Origin of the sequence: Paenibacillus psychroresistens (genome assembly GCF_009728935.1) — a bacterium.
In the GTDB taxonomy this organism is placed as follows: Bacteria; Bacillota; Bacilli; order Paenibacillales; family NBRC-103111; genus Paenibacillus_AC; species Paenibacillus_AC psychroresistens.
The window spans coordinates 4,943,659-4,958,661 of sequence record NZ_CP034235.1; the positions used below are offsets into that span (position 1 = coordinate 4,943,659).

At 40.0% G+C, this 15,003-nt stretch carries 18 protein-coding genes; 7 read left to right on the forward strand and 11 right to left on the reverse strand.

All coding sequences use genetic code 11. The features are described 5' to 3' along the window. Positions 1–57 precede the first annotated feature (57 nt). A complete protein-coding gene (locus EHS13_RS22685) occupies positions 58–942 on the forward strand; it encodes an alpha/beta hydrolase (protein WP_162463208.1) in 885 nt (294 codons plus the stop codon). Positions 943–947: 5 nt separating this feature from the next. On the opposite strand, the gene EHS13_RS22690 is transcribed toward EHS13_RS22685, so the two are convergent. From EHS13_RS22690 to EHS13_RS22700, 3 genes are all read right to left on the reverse strand, one after another. Next, on the reverse strand, positions 948–1,988 hold the full coding sequence (locus EHS13_RS22690) for a glycine-rich domain-containing protein (protein WP_155702576.1): 1,041 nt from the start codon (positions 1,986–1,988) through the stop codon (positions 948–950). A gap of 91 nt (positions 1,989–2,079) precedes the next feature. Continuing rightward, positions 2,080–3,582 carry an FTR1 family iron permease gene (locus EHS13_RS22695; protein WP_155702577.1) on the reverse strand — a complete coding sequence of 501 codons (1,503 nt, stop codon included), beginning with the start codon at positions 3,580–3,582 and terminating at the stop codon, positions 2,080–2,082. A 250-nt stretch (positions 3,583–3,832) separates the two neighbouring features. After that, complete coding sequence (locus EHS13_RS22700; protein ID WP_155702578.1) at positions 3,833–4,135, reverse strand: iron-sulfur cluster assembly accessory protein; 303 nt, start codon at positions 4,133–4,135, stop codon at positions 3,833–3,835. 131 nt (positions 4,136–4,266) lie between these two features. On the opposite strand from EHS13_RS22700, the gene ytvI reads away from it, so the two are divergent. Together ytvI and EHS13_RS22710 are read left to right on the forward strand one after the other, a co-directional pair. Next, positions 4,267–5,346 (forward strand): sporulation integral membrane protein YtvI, encoded by a 1,080-nt coding sequence (gene ytvI, locus EHS13_RS22705; RefSeq protein ID WP_155702579.1) that lies wholly within the window; start codon positions 4,267–4,269, stop codon positions 5,344–5,346. A 27-nt stretch (positions 5,347–5,373) separates the two neighbouring features. Next, a complete protein-coding gene (locus EHS13_RS22710; RefSeq protein WP_155702580.1) occupies positions 5,374–5,640 on the forward strand; it encodes a hypothetical protein in 267 nt (88 codons plus the stop codon). A 13-nt stretch (positions 5,641–5,653) separates the two neighbouring features. Here the strand turns inward: EHS13_RS22710 and EHS13_RS22715 are convergent, their stop codons facing one another. Further along, positions 5,654–6,088, reverse strand: coding sequence for a DUF6526 family protein (locus EHS13_RS22715; protein ID WP_155702581.1), 435 nt, complete (start codon positions 6,086–6,088; stop codon positions 5,654–5,656). Between the two features lie 188 nt (positions 6,089–6,276). Here EHS13_RS22715 and EHS13_RS22720 point away from each other — a divergent pair, with 188 nt between their 5' ends. Further along, entirely contained in the window at positions 6,277–6,747 is a 471-nt protein-coding gene (locus EHS13_RS22720) for a MarR family winged helix-turn-helix transcriptional regulator (RefSeq protein ID WP_155702582.1), read from the forward strand. A gap of 1 nt (position 6,748) precedes the next feature. Next, entirely contained in the window at positions 6,749–8,332 is a 1,584-nt protein-coding gene (locus tag EHS13_RS22725; protein ID WP_155702583.1) for an MDR family MFS transporter, read from the forward strand. Between the two features lie 67 nt (positions 8,333–8,399). Here EHS13_RS22725 and EHS13_RS22730 read toward each other — a convergent pair whose 3' ends face one another. Both EHS13_RS22730 and racE read right to left on the reverse strand, forming a co-directional pair. Next, entirely contained in the window at positions 8,400–9,281 is an 882-nt protein-coding gene (locus EHS13_RS22730) for a M14 family metallopeptidase (protein ID WP_155702584.1), read from the reverse strand. Between the two features lie 117 nt (positions 9,282–9,398). Continuing rightward, the gene (gene racE, locus EHS13_RS22735; RefSeq protein ID WP_155702585.1) at positions 9,399–10,208 is read right to left on the reverse strand and encodes a glutamate racemase; all 810 of its coding nucleotides are present in this window, start codon (positions 10,206–10,208) and stop codon (positions 9,399–9,401) included. A 219-nt stretch (positions 10,209–10,427) separates the two neighbouring features. Here racE and EHS13_RS22740 point away from each other — a divergent pair, with 219 nt between their 5' ends. After that, positions 10,428–11,540 carry a phosphodiester glycosidase family protein gene (locus EHS13_RS22740; RefSeq protein ID WP_155702586.1) on the forward strand — a complete coding sequence of 371 codons (1,113 nt, stop codon included), beginning with the start codon at positions 10,428–10,430 and terminating at the stop codon, positions 11,538–11,540. 62 nt (positions 11,541–11,602) lie between these two features. On the opposite strand, the gene EHS13_RS22745 is transcribed toward EHS13_RS22740, so the two are convergent. From EHS13_RS22745 to EHS13_RS22765, 5 genes are all read right to left on the reverse strand, one after another. Next, the gene (locus tag EHS13_RS22745; RefSeq protein ID WP_155702587.1) at positions 11,603–11,998 is read right to left on the reverse strand and encodes a YtxH domain-containing protein; all 396 of its coding nucleotides are present in this window, start codon (positions 11,996–11,998) and stop codon (positions 11,603–11,605) included. A 6-nt stretch (positions 11,999–12,004) separates the two neighbouring features. After that, positions 12,005–12,466: a DUF948 domain-containing protein gene (locus tag EHS13_RS22750; RefSeq protein ID WP_155702588.1), complete on the reverse strand. Its 462-nt coding sequence runs from the start codon at positions 12,464–12,466 to the stop codon at positions 12,005–12,007. A gap of 144 nt (positions 12,467–12,610) precedes the next feature. Continuing rightward, the gene (locus EHS13_RS22755; RefSeq protein WP_155702589.1) at positions 12,611–13,237 is read right to left on the reverse strand and encodes a helix-turn-helix transcriptional regulator; all 627 of its coding nucleotides are present in this window, start codon (positions 13,235–13,237) and stop codon (positions 12,611–12,613) included. 33 nt (positions 13,238–13,270) lie between these two features. Beyond that, positions 13,271–13,693, reverse strand: coding sequence for a DUF86 domain-containing protein (locus EHS13_RS22760; RefSeq protein ID WP_155702590.1), 423 nt, complete (start codon positions 13,691–13,693; stop codon positions 13,271–13,273). A 247-nt stretch (positions 13,694–13,940) separates the two neighbouring features. Continuing rightward, complete coding sequence (locus EHS13_RS22765) at positions 13,941–14,615, reverse strand: tetratricopeptide repeat protein (protein ID WP_155702591.1); 675 nt, start codon at positions 14,613–14,615, stop codon at positions 13,941–13,943. A gap of 119 nt (positions 14,616–14,734) precedes the next feature. Between EHS13_RS22765 and EHS13_RS22770 the strand changes: the two genes are divergently transcribed. Then, positions 14,735–14,998: a hypothetical protein gene (locus EHS13_RS22770; protein WP_155702592.1), complete on the forward strand. Its 264-nt coding sequence runs from the start codon at positions 14,735–14,737 to the stop codon at positions 14,996–14,998. Positions 14,999–15,003: the final 5 nt, after the last annotated feature.

The following is a 15,003-nucleotide window of genomic DNA, read 5'->3' on the forward strand; positions in this document are numbered from 1 at the left end:
TCTTTCGATCTCTTATATTTTCATTCTACAAATTTCAATCGTAAAGGTAGTGCTAATATGGAAGCTTGGGTATTATATAGCATTCTCATTCTATTGGGCTTATTGATTATTGCTGCAGCTTTGATCTGGATTTTAGGTGTGAAAAGTCAATCACCTCCCATCAACAAAGCCATTCATGCTTTACCTTCCATGCCCTATGAAGACATTACATTCATTAGCGAAGGATTGACGATTAAAGGTTGGTTCATACCTGCTAAAGAGGCTACAACACCCACCTCACCATTAGTAATCATTGTCCACGGCTGGGGCTCAAACCGTACTCGCGTGCTTCGTTATGTAGAGCCTCTTTATGGCGAAGGTTACTCCCTAATGTTATTTGATGCCCGCGCTCATGGCGAAAGCGACCCTTACCCAACTCCATCCGGCATAATGTTTCGTGATGATGTTGTCGCAGCTCTGGATTATGCTCAAACCCGCTCCGAGATTGATCCCAATCGAATAGCTATCTTCGCCTATTCCTTAGGTGCATTTGGCAGCACGTTAGCTATGGGGCAGGATCAGAGAATCAAGGTTATCGTCACCGACTCTATGCCGAGCCGCATGGAAACAATGATTACTTCCGAATTGCGGAGGCATAAGCTGCCCATATTCCCACTAGCCTATTTCATCCCAAGAATATGGTACTATCGCCTTGGAATCACCGCAAAAGCAGCAAAAAAACTCGACATCGTTAGCACTATTAAGCGCACAAAAACGCCAATGCTGCTCATTCACTCTAGATTAGATGATTATATCTCTTCAGCAGATTTAGATTATGTTATTGCGCATGTACCTGCAGGCCGAGTTGAGCACCTATTTATCCATAGTGAGGGACATCGCAGCTCGGAAACCGACCCAGCATTTTTTGCCACCGCTCTGCCTTTTCTCAGAAAACATTTATAATCAACTTAATCTCCGCCGCCTCCGCCACCGCAACTACTGCTGCTGCAGCTAGAGGATGAACTGCTGCTGCCACTATCGCTTCCTCCGTCACTTCCCCCACTGCCTCCACCATCCGAAGAACCATTATCCCCCGTTCCGCATGAAGAGCCCCCGGAGTCGGCTCCTTCGTTCTCACTCTGTATTTCTTCAGGAAGAATTTCTTGCATACTGTCCGCATAGCTTCCATTATCCATCAGAGAATAGAAAATCATTGCACTTGCTGCATATCCCATCATATCTGAAGATTGCATGCCCGAGCCTCGGTTATAAGATTGATTGGGATCATCCGCTGTATCGATTTGTGCTTTCAATTGTTGAATCAAGCTTACAATTGCAGCTCTAACCTCTGGAAATCTTTCTGCTGCACCTACATTAAACAGAGCTTCCATGATTTCTTGTTCATTGGACTCCCTTAGCTGTTGCATCCGTTGTTTGCTTAATGGAAACTTATAAAAGGGGTTCCAAATCAGGTTGCTATACGGTGTAAACTCAAACAAATGCCCATAGACCCAATCAAACCAAGCTCTTTCATCAGGCATACTCATCTTCTGCACATGCGGGGTATGATGAATCATTCCACCTGTTAATCGTTCGCATAATTGCTGATATTCTCTTGTAAACATAATCATCTCATGCCAAATTTCATCCACAGCTTCACTGAACATAGGAGTTTGACGCAGGATAGCATTCATCGCCAAATATCTTTTAAGCTCTAGTAGCTTCCATTCATACTCAGCTGAGCTAACATTTGGATGCGCTCCCAGAACACGCTGCTTCAATTGGGTAAGAAATAAAGCAGATAGCCCTTTATCCAAACGCAGCTCCAAATCCTGTAAGGGCATTTCCTGACGGAAATTCAACCCAGTAGGCAGGTTATCTTCAGAAAAAGCAATCTTTTTAATCCTCTGATTCCGTGGTGCTTTACTGTTTCCAGTTGCTTTTGTTATCGCAGAAATAATGATAACCATCACCAATATGAAGAATAAAATTATCAGAACATTAGGCATTTATGTAACCTCCTTCATCTATATCCCTTATTATAACAAGGAAATACAAAAAAGAAGCCCTTAGGCTTCTTAAAATTTAACTATGAATGGATTAGTTGGATTTTTGCTGAACCAGCATTTGCCTTCGAAGCTTTAAATCCTTCTGCTTACTCCAAATTACAATCACCGCTGCTAAGACTAACAAAAAAGCCTGCGGGACGACATTCTCCCAAGTAGCATATAGTGCGAAGAATTCAATCGTTGGCATCGAGGCCACTCGTGTCGCTTGTAGAACCCCTGCCAATTGCAAGCCATGCACACCCATACCCAAAAACTTAAAGCAAAGATAGAACACGAAAATACTTGAAATCAAGAAAAATGGACGCATTGGAATTTTTAAACCGACTTTTAGAATCAAGTAGGAAATAACAGCTAAAATCAGAATCCCGAGTCCGATGCCCGTTAATAAGCTTGTTAATGAAATAGAAGAAGCCATGCCGATAAAGAACAATACCATCTCTGTGCCTTCTCTAAACACAGCTAGAAAAGCTAATACAGCTAATGACCATAAGCTCCCAGAAGCCAAGGCTTTTGTGCTTTTGTTGCTTATATATTGGCTCCACTGCGCCAGGCTTGATTTACTATGCAGCCAATAGCTCATATAAACCAACATCACTGCAGCGAATAAACCTGTAAAGCCAGCAATTAGAAAGTTATTGCTGCCAAATGCGCCGGAGGAAAATAACATCTGAACGACAACACCAAGAATCATACTTACTATAACTCCGAATCCAACACCTGACCAAATCCATTTCTCTTTATTCTGATGGCCTGATTTCTTCAAAAAGCCCAACAATGCAACAATGACCAGTAATGCTTCTAAGCCTTCACGGAGGATTATCGTTACTGCATCAATCATGGTATAGCTGGTTTTTGTGGAAAGCGGAATTAAATAATCACGCATTTTTGTTAATGTTTCCTCTGCGCCTGCCATGTCGACAGGATTCTCTGACAACTGAGAATAGGAAATAACCATGTCACTCTCAGCAGCTGTGTAAACCTTAGAAGATTGTGTAACGATCACACCCTCAACATCTAACCAGGACTCACGAAATTGCTGGACCTTATCTTTCGCTGCTTGTGCTTGATTATTCTTAATATCCGCGATTGCTTGCTCCAATAATGCTATTAAGCTGACCACTGTCGGCTTTTCATTGTTATTAGAAACAACAGCTGGCTTAAAGCTCGATAAATCACCTTGGATAAAGCTATTGTTTTGTTGATCCAGTTTCTTCATCGCATTTAAGATTGTTATTTTATCCTTAGTTTCCTTAAGAAAAGCAAACTGGATTTCACCCATTGTTGCCTCGATATCTCGATATGCATCTGTAGATTTTTCCTTGATGCCATCCTCAATATCAAACCATTTAGTACGAAATTCTGTAAAAGCAGCTTCTCCACTTTTCAAGTCATCCTTCTCTACAAAGGCAATGGCTTTGGTAATATTCATATTTAATTGTTTCAAGTCACCTTCTGCGTCTTTTGCGAAAGAGATAGTTGGTAAAAGAAACATTGCTAATATTATCATTATTAAAATACTTGTTGGCTTTCTCATTTGCCGCCCACCTACTCTTTCAGAGAAACGACGTAGTCGTTTGTCTTTGTTGATAATCATTATCAATGACCGTTTGCATTAATAATATTAAAGCAGGATAGACTGAAAAGTCAAACTCAAAAAGGCTATCCCTCCGTCTTTTCAGACATTAAAGGATAACCTTTTGTTATTTTGTAACTATTTCACATATTTCTGCGGTTTTACAATGGCTTCTGCTTGTGTTGCTCCTGTAATGTAACGGCCATTGAGATTAATGATCCCCGGAATTCCCTTTGCTTGGATTCGTAATGACAAATCCTTCTTTTGGAAAGTATAGATAGTCAATTCTTACACCATCCAATAACGGCTCATCCTTAACCATAATCACTTCAATTTCTTTATCGGTTACAACTAGCTCGTCCTTATCGGTAAGCTTGTCCATATCCAATCCATAATGTGCATGGTCTCCATGGCTATGAGTAATTAATACGCGCAGCTTTAAATCCTTGTTTTCTTCTTTGTCTAGTTCTTTTTGAATAACCTTTGCTGCATTTCTTGTGATTTTGCAATTCATTTTGTCCACTCCTGTGCAAATTTATATATAGCTCTATTGCCATTGTAGCGATAATTCAGTATTGTGGAAAGTAGTGATTTCAAAATCAGAGTGATTTTGACAAGTCAAACTCCAGATGTCAGAGGTGAACCATGCTTTCCTTCTATAAAAAGTATTACAAAACAGTCTTCGACATAGCTTTAATCGCACTAACTATCTACATATTCATGTTTCTCTTTAGTTACTTGTACAAAATCGCAACACCGATTTTTCTGGCCTTTATTATCTTCGCAGCGATTGAGCCATTGGCAAAGTTTTTTCATCGCAGAGGAATGAAAAAATCCATTGCTTCCGCTATTTCCATCTTACTCTTCATCCTTGTGATCCTAGGGGTAATGGCGTTGCTTGGCATTGTCTTCACGACTCAGATCCTCAATCTAGCAGATAGAATTCCAAGCTATGTTATTATACTGCAACATCAAATCGCTGTAAATGCAGATTATTTACAGAGCAAATGGGCTGCCTTACCTACAGGTGTTACCTCAAAAAGCACAGATTATGCGGCAACCATTACTAAATTTGGTGGAGACGTCGCTGCAGACTTTCTGTTATGGGTAACGGGCAAGCTAACCTCCTTTACCTCTTTCATGATCAACTTTGTTATTGGAATTATTCTGGCCTATTTTCTTAGTACAGAAATTGAGAATTGGAAGAGATTGGCTAAGACCAATACTCCACAGACCTTCAAAACAGCTTTCGCGTTCTTAAAAGAAAATGTATTTATCGGTATTGTTGGCTATCTAAAGGCTCAGATGAAAATGGTAACCATTACTTTTCTGGTGATATTGATTTGTTTGTTTATTTTTGGGGTTAACAGCGCCTTTTCCATTGCCTTATTGGCTGGTGTTTTTGATTTATTGCCACTATTAGGCGTTTCCACCGTATTCATACCTTGGATAATCTACTTATTTGCTGTAGGTCAATCCACATTAGCCATTGAATTAAGCATATTGCTTGTTGTTGTCATCCTTGTACGTCAAATTCTTGAGCCCAAAATCACTGGTGATTCGCTTGGCGTTTCTGCTTTTACCATGTTGTCTGCGATGATCATTTCTTTATCCCTATTTGGGATCTCAGGTTTAATATTATCTCCTATTCTGATTATTCTATTAAAAGCCTTACATGAACAAGGTTATTTAAAACGTTGGATTAGACTTCCAGAGGATTACTAAAGATAATACTTGCGAGGAGCAAAAACGATGGCGATCAATTTCAGTCAAATTAAAAATGGCGACCTGCTGCAGGTTCAACCACTAGATAAGAATGTGAAGCTGTTTATGGAACGACAAGGCTACACCGTTGGATCAACGGTGCAGGTTATCGAAGTAAGCGAGCCGATTCCATCCTTTAATCCGCGAACGGGTACAGATGAAATCTACTTACACATCACGGTTACTAATGGGAATCGGCCGTTGGGGTTCGATGTACGGGAATCGGAAGGTTATGTATCTGAGTATTTCAGTTAAATAAGGACAGTAGTTAAATTCTAAAGCAATCGGCTCTCCATGAGACGATTGCTTTTTTTATTGCGTCATTGGAAAGTTTCTCATTGACTGCTCTTTCGGCTAGTGTCGGAAGCTCGGCATCACTTGCAAACCGTAGTGCAAAAACTTGTGAGCGAGTTAAATTCATATTTAATCTTTGGCCAGTCAGAATAAAATGCCTTAAGCCTTCTTCTGCAAGTATGGCACGGTCTTGTGCTTTAAGCGGATAAGGCCGGATGATCCCAGTTAGGAGTGTAAACAATATAGAAAATAACAATAGAATAACTGCGCTTAACGGATTTACTTCTTTTTGGATTACTTGGACTAAATTAATAATTGCACAAACCAAGACAATCAGGATCAATGCCAAAAAAATGAAGTGATAATTAGAATCATATCTTTTGTGATTGGCGTAATTCTGTTCTTTCATGCTTTCACTCTCCTCTATTAGATTTCTTTGACATTATATCACTTTGTACCGATTTCAAGTACATTTCCCAATAAACTTTGCCTTGACTAATATCTTTTAATTGATTATATTCTTAACAAGTAATTATTATGGTAACTAAGATAATTAGCAGCAAAGATTATTAGTAATTAAGAAAGGAGGCGAGAGACTTGTCTTCCCATGATGAAGCCTATAAAGATCAGCTTCTTATACAGATGCAAAGCAGTCTCGAAACCCTCAGCATGCAGATTAAACAGGAGATTCAACAAATGAATGAACCTGATAATTTAGCAGGAGGTCAATTTTACTTGCTTCATAATTTATCTCAAAAAGGCACCATCAATGCTTCTGAAGTAGCTAATATGATTGGGATTACTTCTGGGGCTGTGACCGGAATGACAGATAAGTTAGTCAGTATGGGATTAATCACACGAGAACGTTCTGAAACGGATCGACGAGTTGTATTATTCAGCATTACTGATAGAGGGAACGAAACCATTAAACGGATTCGTGATCGAAGGTTTAAGCGTATTACAGAGCTTTTCCGCCAAATTAATAACTCAGAATTAGAAACAACTATCAACGTTTTCGATAAAATTACCAGCCTGCTAGAAAACGGAAAAAACATTAGGAGAGACTAAAATGACAAACACATCTGATTCTAGAAATACGAGGCTTATCGTCATCGGCCTGATGATTGGCTTGCTGTTATCTGCTTTGGATCAAACCATTGTATCTACAGCAATGCCAACCGTAATTAATAAACTTCATGGCTTCAATTTATATAGCTGGGTCTTCTCGATTTATATGCTTACTTCAACTGCTGCTGTACCTATCTTCGGTAAGTTAGCGGATCTTTATGGAAGAAGACCCGTATATTTAGTAGGTATGGGATTTTTCATTCTCGGATCAGCCTTATGCGGTCTTTCACATAATATGGTCGAATTGATTATTTTCCGCGGTATTCAAGGTATCGGGGCTGGAGCATTAATGCCGCTTGCGATGACCATTATTGGCGATATCTACCCTCCTGATAAAAGAGGTAAAATGCAAGGTATTTTCGGAGCCGTATTCGGCTTATCCAGTATTCTAGGGCCTGGTGCAGGCGGGTTCATTGTGGATCATTGGGACTGGCAGTGGATATTCTATGTAAACTTACCATTTGGTATTATTGCTGCAATTATTCTAGGTATTGCATTGAAAGAAACGCGAAGTAAAGAAAAGCGTTCGATTGATTGGTTTGGCGCGCTTACCCTTACAGGTGCTATTGTAGCTATTCTGCTTGGATTGGTGTTAGCAGGCAACACAGATCAACCAGGTACTCATTATGCGTGGGCTTCTCCCCAAATTATTGGTTTGTTTAGTATTGGAGCCATTTTGATTGGTGCTTTCCTATTGATTGAAGCTAGAGCTAAAGAACCGATCATTCCATTGACCTTGTTTAAAAATAGAGTTATCACTGTTGTAAGCATTGCTGGTTTTTTCATGGGTACTGGGATGTTTGGAGCGATTACTTATATCCCTCTATTTGTTCAAGGTGTTGTTGGGACCAAAGCTGCTACAGCAGGATATATCCTTACACCACTAATGCTATCTCTTATTCTTGCCAGTATTATCGGCGGGCGAATCATTTCTAAATTAACCTATCGTACCATTATTATGACGAGCATGGCGATTATGGGCCTTGGTTTCTACTTAATGTCTACGATGACTGTAGATACAACTAATCTTACGGTAATCTTATACATGATTGTTACTGGCTTGGGCATGGGTTCCTTGATGCCGACGTTTACGATTGCTGTACAGAGTGCAGTAGGTCCAGAGATGCGTGGTGTTGCCACTTCATCCTCCCAGTTTTTTCGCTCCATTGGCGGTACTATGGGTGTAAGTATTATGGGAGCTATCATGGCCTCCAAGATGGCGTCAGGATTAAGTGATGCATCCAAAAAATTAACCGATTTTTCACCAGAAGAGCTGCTTAAATACTCTAATCCACAATCCTTATTATCCGAAGAAACTCGCGCTTCTATGCCGCCACAAATCTTTACTGCTGTCAGAGAAGTCTTGGCTAACGCAGTAGACGGTATTTTCGTAACAGGTGTTATCTTCGTAGCTGTTGGTGTAATTGCCGCTATTTTCTTGGGAAAATCAAGATTACAGAAATCAGATAGCGGAGCAGCTAATGGTAAAAACGAAAAATTTGAGGTTGAAGTTGATATGATGTAATTGAATGGGAATGAATGAGAACGCGCCTCTAATAGAGAGCGCGTTTTTTCTGTGTTATTTAATTTTTTTAGCATGTTAAGCCAAGCAATAAAATCTTACTAACTTTTTCGTATATTTGATCCAATTGCTCGATAGGCAATGGATTTATGCCGTAACCTGCCTCAATAGTGAAGCCAGGACGACGAAATTGCTGTATAAACCAATCCTTATACCCTGCATCACTATCTGTCAGATACACGGCACAATACCCACTTACTGATGCTAATTTGTCTGCAAGGCCTTCTGCTTTTTCGGGTTCAAATCCACGGTAGTTCCAATAGATTTCCTCTCCCTGTGTATGTAAGGAAAGAACTAGATCGAAAGCATGCTTCAAAGTAAAATTAGCAATTGCCCTAGCTTCAGGCTCGCTTAATGGAGCAATACCCGAATAATTCATCGGTCCTGGCTTAGATTGCTGCCGTCTGACCCGCTCTTCCTCCCAGTATGCAGGGAATTGATCGTTTAAATCGACACCATGGATATTCGCTTTCCAGCCAGTAAAATCTACAGAATTGTTATTCCATGCTAGGAGCTGTTGTTTAAACTCATGCTCCGCTCCGATTCCGTCCAATACAAGCTCTACACCATCCGGATTAAGCAAAGGTACGAACCATATTGTTATTTCTTGCAGCAATTGATGAATATGGACTCCCTGCCATATGTAATCCTCTTCCTCCAAGCATCGAACGCAATCGTTAATAAATTTAATAAGTAATACGGCCGTTATCCACTCATTGGCATGAATAGCTGCGTTATAATGGATCTTGCGCTTGCCTTGGCCTAATCTTAGGGCCATAATCTCTTTCCCCATAACACTATAACCAATTACCTCATAGCTTAAATATGGATTGGGAAGCTTCATTAGCTGCAATTCATTACACAAGTCATGGTAACTATAGGAGTTGTTCATCCATTGGCTCCTCCTTGAATAAACTAAGCTTCATTACAAATATATTCATCACTTGAAATAACCATTACCAAAGAAAAAGGAGGAAACCTAATCTCCTCCTCAACCACACCTATTCAATTAGATAATCCGCGGCACTTGCCAAACTACTGGACTAACCTTGATTTGTTCACCAAGCCATTCTTGGGCAATTTGCTGAAATAGCTTGGAATCCCCACTGCAGAAAAACTGATGAATCGGAATCGCATTCGATGTAGCCAGCTTGTCATGATGGTATAAAACTGTACTGATTTCTCGTGCTGTTTCATCTGCAGAGCTGATCAAACTAACTTCATTCCCCATTACACTTGAAATGGTATTCCGTAGGAATGGATAATGCGTACAGCCTAATATTAAACAATCCATTTTTTCTTTATGAAGTGGAGCAAGTGATTTCTCAATCTCCAGCTTTGTTTCTTTAGTATGGAATAAACCCTTCTCCACGAGCGGCACAAAGCTAGGGCATGCTAACTGAATCACTTGAATATGTGGAGAAAGCTGCTTTAATGCATGTACATAAGCTTCACTTTTAATCGTTCCTTCCGTTCCTATGACCCCAACAATACTGATTTTTGTTGTTTTGACGGCAGCTCGAGCGCCAGGATGGATGACACCAACAACAGGAATATGAACAGCTGAACGAATATAATCCAAGGCTGCAGCCGTTGCTGTATTACAAGCTATTACGAGCAGCTTTGGTTGGAATTGCGTTAAATAATCAACAATTTGTTTAGTGAACAAGCGAACTTCATTAGCAGAACGAGGACCATAAGGAGTTCTAGCCGTATCACCAAAATAAATGATCTTCTCTTGCGGAAGCTGGCGCATAACTTCTTTAACAACGGTAAGCCCACCGACACCTGAATCTAGAATAGCTATGGCTTGTTGCACTAATGCTCGCTTCCTTTGCCTTTAAAGTAGGATCAGTAAAATCTTCATGTTTAGAATATGATGAGGAATCTACAAAGGTACCAAGGCAAAGATTCGATTATTTAACAAAATTGTGTTATTTTAATATTCGGTGATCCTTCCATCTACCTGAAACTTTATTCTGTTTTTTTCGTCTGTATTATTAAATCATTCATTCTATTATTATGAAGGGAATTATATATGAGTCTTCCTGAAATTAATTTATCATCTGAGTTGTTAACTCGCCATAATAAAAAAAACCGTAAAAAACCTAAATTAATCTGGAAACTCCTTGGTTATGCTTTTTTAACAGCTGTATTGCTGGCTATCATATTCCTCATCTGGTTTTTCTTCACTCCCTCTGGTACACAGAAAAGAGATGTTATTGCAGATACCATTATCTCAACGCAGCATAGAGCTTGGGCCAAATATTTAATTGGATCTGGTGAGCTGCAGGAACGAGTAGATGCCTACTCACAGCGGTTTGATGAATATGCTGAAAAACCTATTACTGAAAAGGCAATTATCCCAGAAATTATCCCCATCCAGAAAGACTTAGTTGAGATTGAACCTATTAGTGGAACAGGCTTTAAGGGGTACTTGTTAACCATTTCCGACCCCAAAAAGGTAAGGCTTGCAGTTACAGAATCAACAAAAAAAGGCGAAAAGGTTTCTACCATGGTTCAACGAACAGGAGCAATTGCTGGCGTTAATGGAGGGGGCTTTATCGATCCCAATTGGGAAGGCAATGGCTTCCAGCCTGAGGGAATTGTCATTTCGGGAGGTAAAATATTGTATAAAGACGTAGGGATGAATACATCCTTACATGTCATGGGCATTGATCAATCCGGACAAATGATTGCAGGCAAATATTCACCAACTGAGTTATTGAATATGCATGTCATGGAAGCCGCTTCCTTTGCCCCTCGTTTTATTGTAAACGGTGTTGGCCAAATTAAGGGTCAATCCGATGGCTGGGGAATTGCACCTCGTACCTGCATGGCTCAAAAAAGAGACGGCAGTATCATGTTCATCGTTATTGATGGCAGACAGCCAGGTTATAGTATAGGTGCTTCACTCTATGATGTTCAACAGGTATTGCTTGAACATGACGCTGTTATTGCTGCTAATTTGGACGGTGGAGCTTCATCCGTATTGGTTAAAGATAATGAAATTATTAATCGGCCTTCAAGCAAGTGGGGCGAGAGATTCTTACCTACAGCTTGGCTAGTGTTTGATAATCCAGATTCTGTTTATATCCGAAACCCTTGGGAAGGTCTAGATCCTAACAAAATTGACGCTTCTACATGGTAAAGTAAAAGGACCTTCGCTCACCGCAGTTTATGCGGGAACGAAAGTCCTTTTTTATGCTGCTATTATTTGGCTTCTTGTTCGCTTTCGGCTACAACCTCATCCGAAGATTCAGCATTCTCTCCGGCTTGCTTGCGTTTTTCACTCCAAATTTTAACCTCGTCAATAACAGTACCAGCAACATCCTTAGCTTTATCAACCCATTCATTTGTATGTGTAGTTGCTGATTTTGCGATGCTTGCCGTCTTCTCACCAACCGTGCTAGCGATTTGCTGTGTCTTTTCACTTACTGTACTAGCGATTTGCTGCGTCTTTTCACTAATGGTGCCATATTGCTCCGTAAGATCTTGGCGAAGCTCACGACCTGATTTAGGAGCCAATAATAAAGCTGCCATTGCTCCTAGTAATCCCCCTACAACCGCTCCTATAATAAAATCCTTACCGTCTACATTGTTACCCATTCTACTTCACTCCTTCTTCGTATTTTCATTTTTTGAATATGATTGTCGAACACTTTGCAGCTTTTGCCATAGCTTGAACCCAGCTTTTGCTATTTCTACTACATCAGAAATCCGGCTTTTGTTATCCGATACTTTGTTCTGTACACCTGCTGTAACCTGTGAAACCGCCGCAGAAACTTGTTTGGCTGAGCCTGTTAATTGAGCAAGTACTTCACCTGTTTGGCTTACAGAGGCAAGTAACGGATCGAATGCATGCATCTTGGTTTGCACATCTTTGATCAATAGGTTTGCATCGTGCATAACATTTGTTGCCTCTTTGCTCACAGCTACTAAATCCTGCTGCATTTGTGCTAACGACTGATTGGCTTGCAGCATCGTTTGCTTAGCGGTCTTCATCAGACTTACCATATACACAACGAGTACTACGAATACCACTGCAATGACTGCAACACTAATCTCTATTACCATTCACATGCCTTCCTTTCAAAAGCTTCATTCTGATACTGGTTTCGGATGCATTACCACTGGAACTAGGTAAGCGCCTAGATGAATAATTTATTATAGTATCTACTACCCGCTTTTGACACAAGTTAAACAGAAAGATACCAAAATTTATGCTTTTATATGATAAGTACATTTGTTTCCGCCTTTAGTCAAGCATTCTGTACGTTCAACCTCTGCACCTAATAGATTCTGAAATAAAGAAAGCTCACAATGACAGGCTTCATTGTATTGTTTAGCTACTTGAGCAATTGGACAATTGTATTCAGTAAATACATAGTGCCCCTCTTCAGCGGTTTCCCACTTCGCCATATAACCATTATTATTCTGGATTTCAGCTAGCTCCGCAACACGGCCAGCTAAACTCTTACCTTCCATCCGACCGCTATATTTCTGAAGCAGCTTCTGCTTTCTGCCTTCGAACAACTGGCCAACTGGATTAAAGTTTTCCTCGGTTTCCAATTCGCCCAGTAATTCTAAAGTTAGCTGATGATAGTTTTTCGGGAATAAATCGTCCGCAAGCAGGGTCAAGGAATATAAGTGCATGGGTCGTCCCATTGCTTGGCGTATCAGCTTAGCTTCTATTAAGCCATCACGTTCCAATGTATTAAGATGCCGACGAATAGCCATTTCGGTTATCCCCAGCTCTTTAGCCATTTCATTCACACTCAATGACCCCTTTGTCTTCATTAAGGTCAACAAAACTTTCCTAGTGGAAGTATCGTTTTCAATACTCAAAAGAATCACCTCCTTCTATAAAACCCGCACAGTCTATAATTCTTGTTTCATAAATAAGAGTACGGAAGCTTCCCAGATTCGGAGTAGAGAAGATAAGCGTGTTGTCATAGCTTGGAGAGTTAAGCGATCCAAATGCATATATTCCTGCACCAATGGTTTACGCAGCTTAACCAACTCTATAAGCGGCACTTCTAAATCTGCTGAAAAAACCTTTTCGACTATGAGTACTTGAATAATATCTTCATAGCTGCTCGCATCACGCATCAGAAAGCCATCTATTAGTAAGCTACCCACATCCGTAATAACTTCAATAGCTAAATGTAAGATCCGCTCCTGTGCAAAGACATGTAAGGGGTCAGAGGCATCCCAGGTTTGGCAAAGTCTTTCGCTCGCTTCAACAATATAGGGAACAAAACCAAGTCTATCCTCTATTTGTTTACGATCCACGTAATACATTGAATCAACTACCTTCTTTTCCACTTTTTATACTTAGACCAAGCGATTAATGCTATAAAAGTCAGTGCCATTACAAAAACAAGTGTTAACGCCTGCATTGGATATTCTAATTCCATGATGTCAGCTCTTTTCAATTAAATTCGAATTGTACTGGTAACGGGCAACAATTAACAAGTTGCCCGTTAACCGTATATCTCAAGTGTATCGCGCTCCAAGTCAAGCGTCAAGATTTTATACTTTCTGATATTCAGGATTGCGTTTTTTTCAACCAAGCCATTAGTGCCCATCGACGTTCAGATCTTCTTTTATATTTAGGCAGCCCTCGATAAATAACTAACGTTTCTTTATAAGTTAACCGAGCTTCGTCCTTTTGTCCGATACTCTCGTATACCTGACCTAAACGATAATAAGCCTCACAGGAGGAAGAATGCACCTCGCGAAATTGCTGTAAATAACCTAATGCTTTCGCAGGCTGAGATACTACTAGAGCTTCTCCTAAGCGTAAATAAGGCTCCCCATAACGAACCCGCGGGTTGATGTTCAAGCTTTGCAGTACCCATTTCTCACCCAGCTCTAAATTGCCGAGCTTTAGATAACTAAGCCCAATTGCATATGTTGCTTCAGCAGAATCATCTTGAATGCGATGAACATCCTCCAGATAAACCAACGCTTCGGTATATTTCTTTTTCTCGATCAGCAGCCAGGCTGCTTCCAGCTTACCGCTAGTATTATGGGGATGTGTTAACAGCTCGAACTTTATTTGTTTCAGTCTACGATTTCTTTTGAAAGGACGCGCTAAGTTTGGAGTCAAGCCGATAAACCGACGATCAATAAAATATAAAATAACCAATATTACCAATACAGACAGGATCGGATTCCCCGTCAAACGCCAAAGTAAAAAAAATAAAAATATTTTTGCCAAAATAACTCCCCCTAATACCCTAATTTTAACATATGGAAGGTGTTATATACAAAGTTGCTTTGTCTAATAAAATCAAGCTACAATATCAGTATAATTAGATCGACAAAGGGGATACACATATGGAGCAATCTACAAGCTTAAAATGGGGAGCAAGAAGAAAAATCGGCAAAAGCAAATATGTTTTGTATTATTGGGCGATTGGTTTTGGATTGGGACTTGCTGCCGCACTAACACTATTCGAATGGTCAACGGAAAAAAGAATAAACGCCTCATGGGTGTTTATCCGCATCTTGGTTTTTCCGATTATTGGATCTCTAATTGGTAATGTTAAATGGACTAATCAAGAAAGAAAATACGCAGAATTTCAAGAGCAGAAGAAGTAAAATTA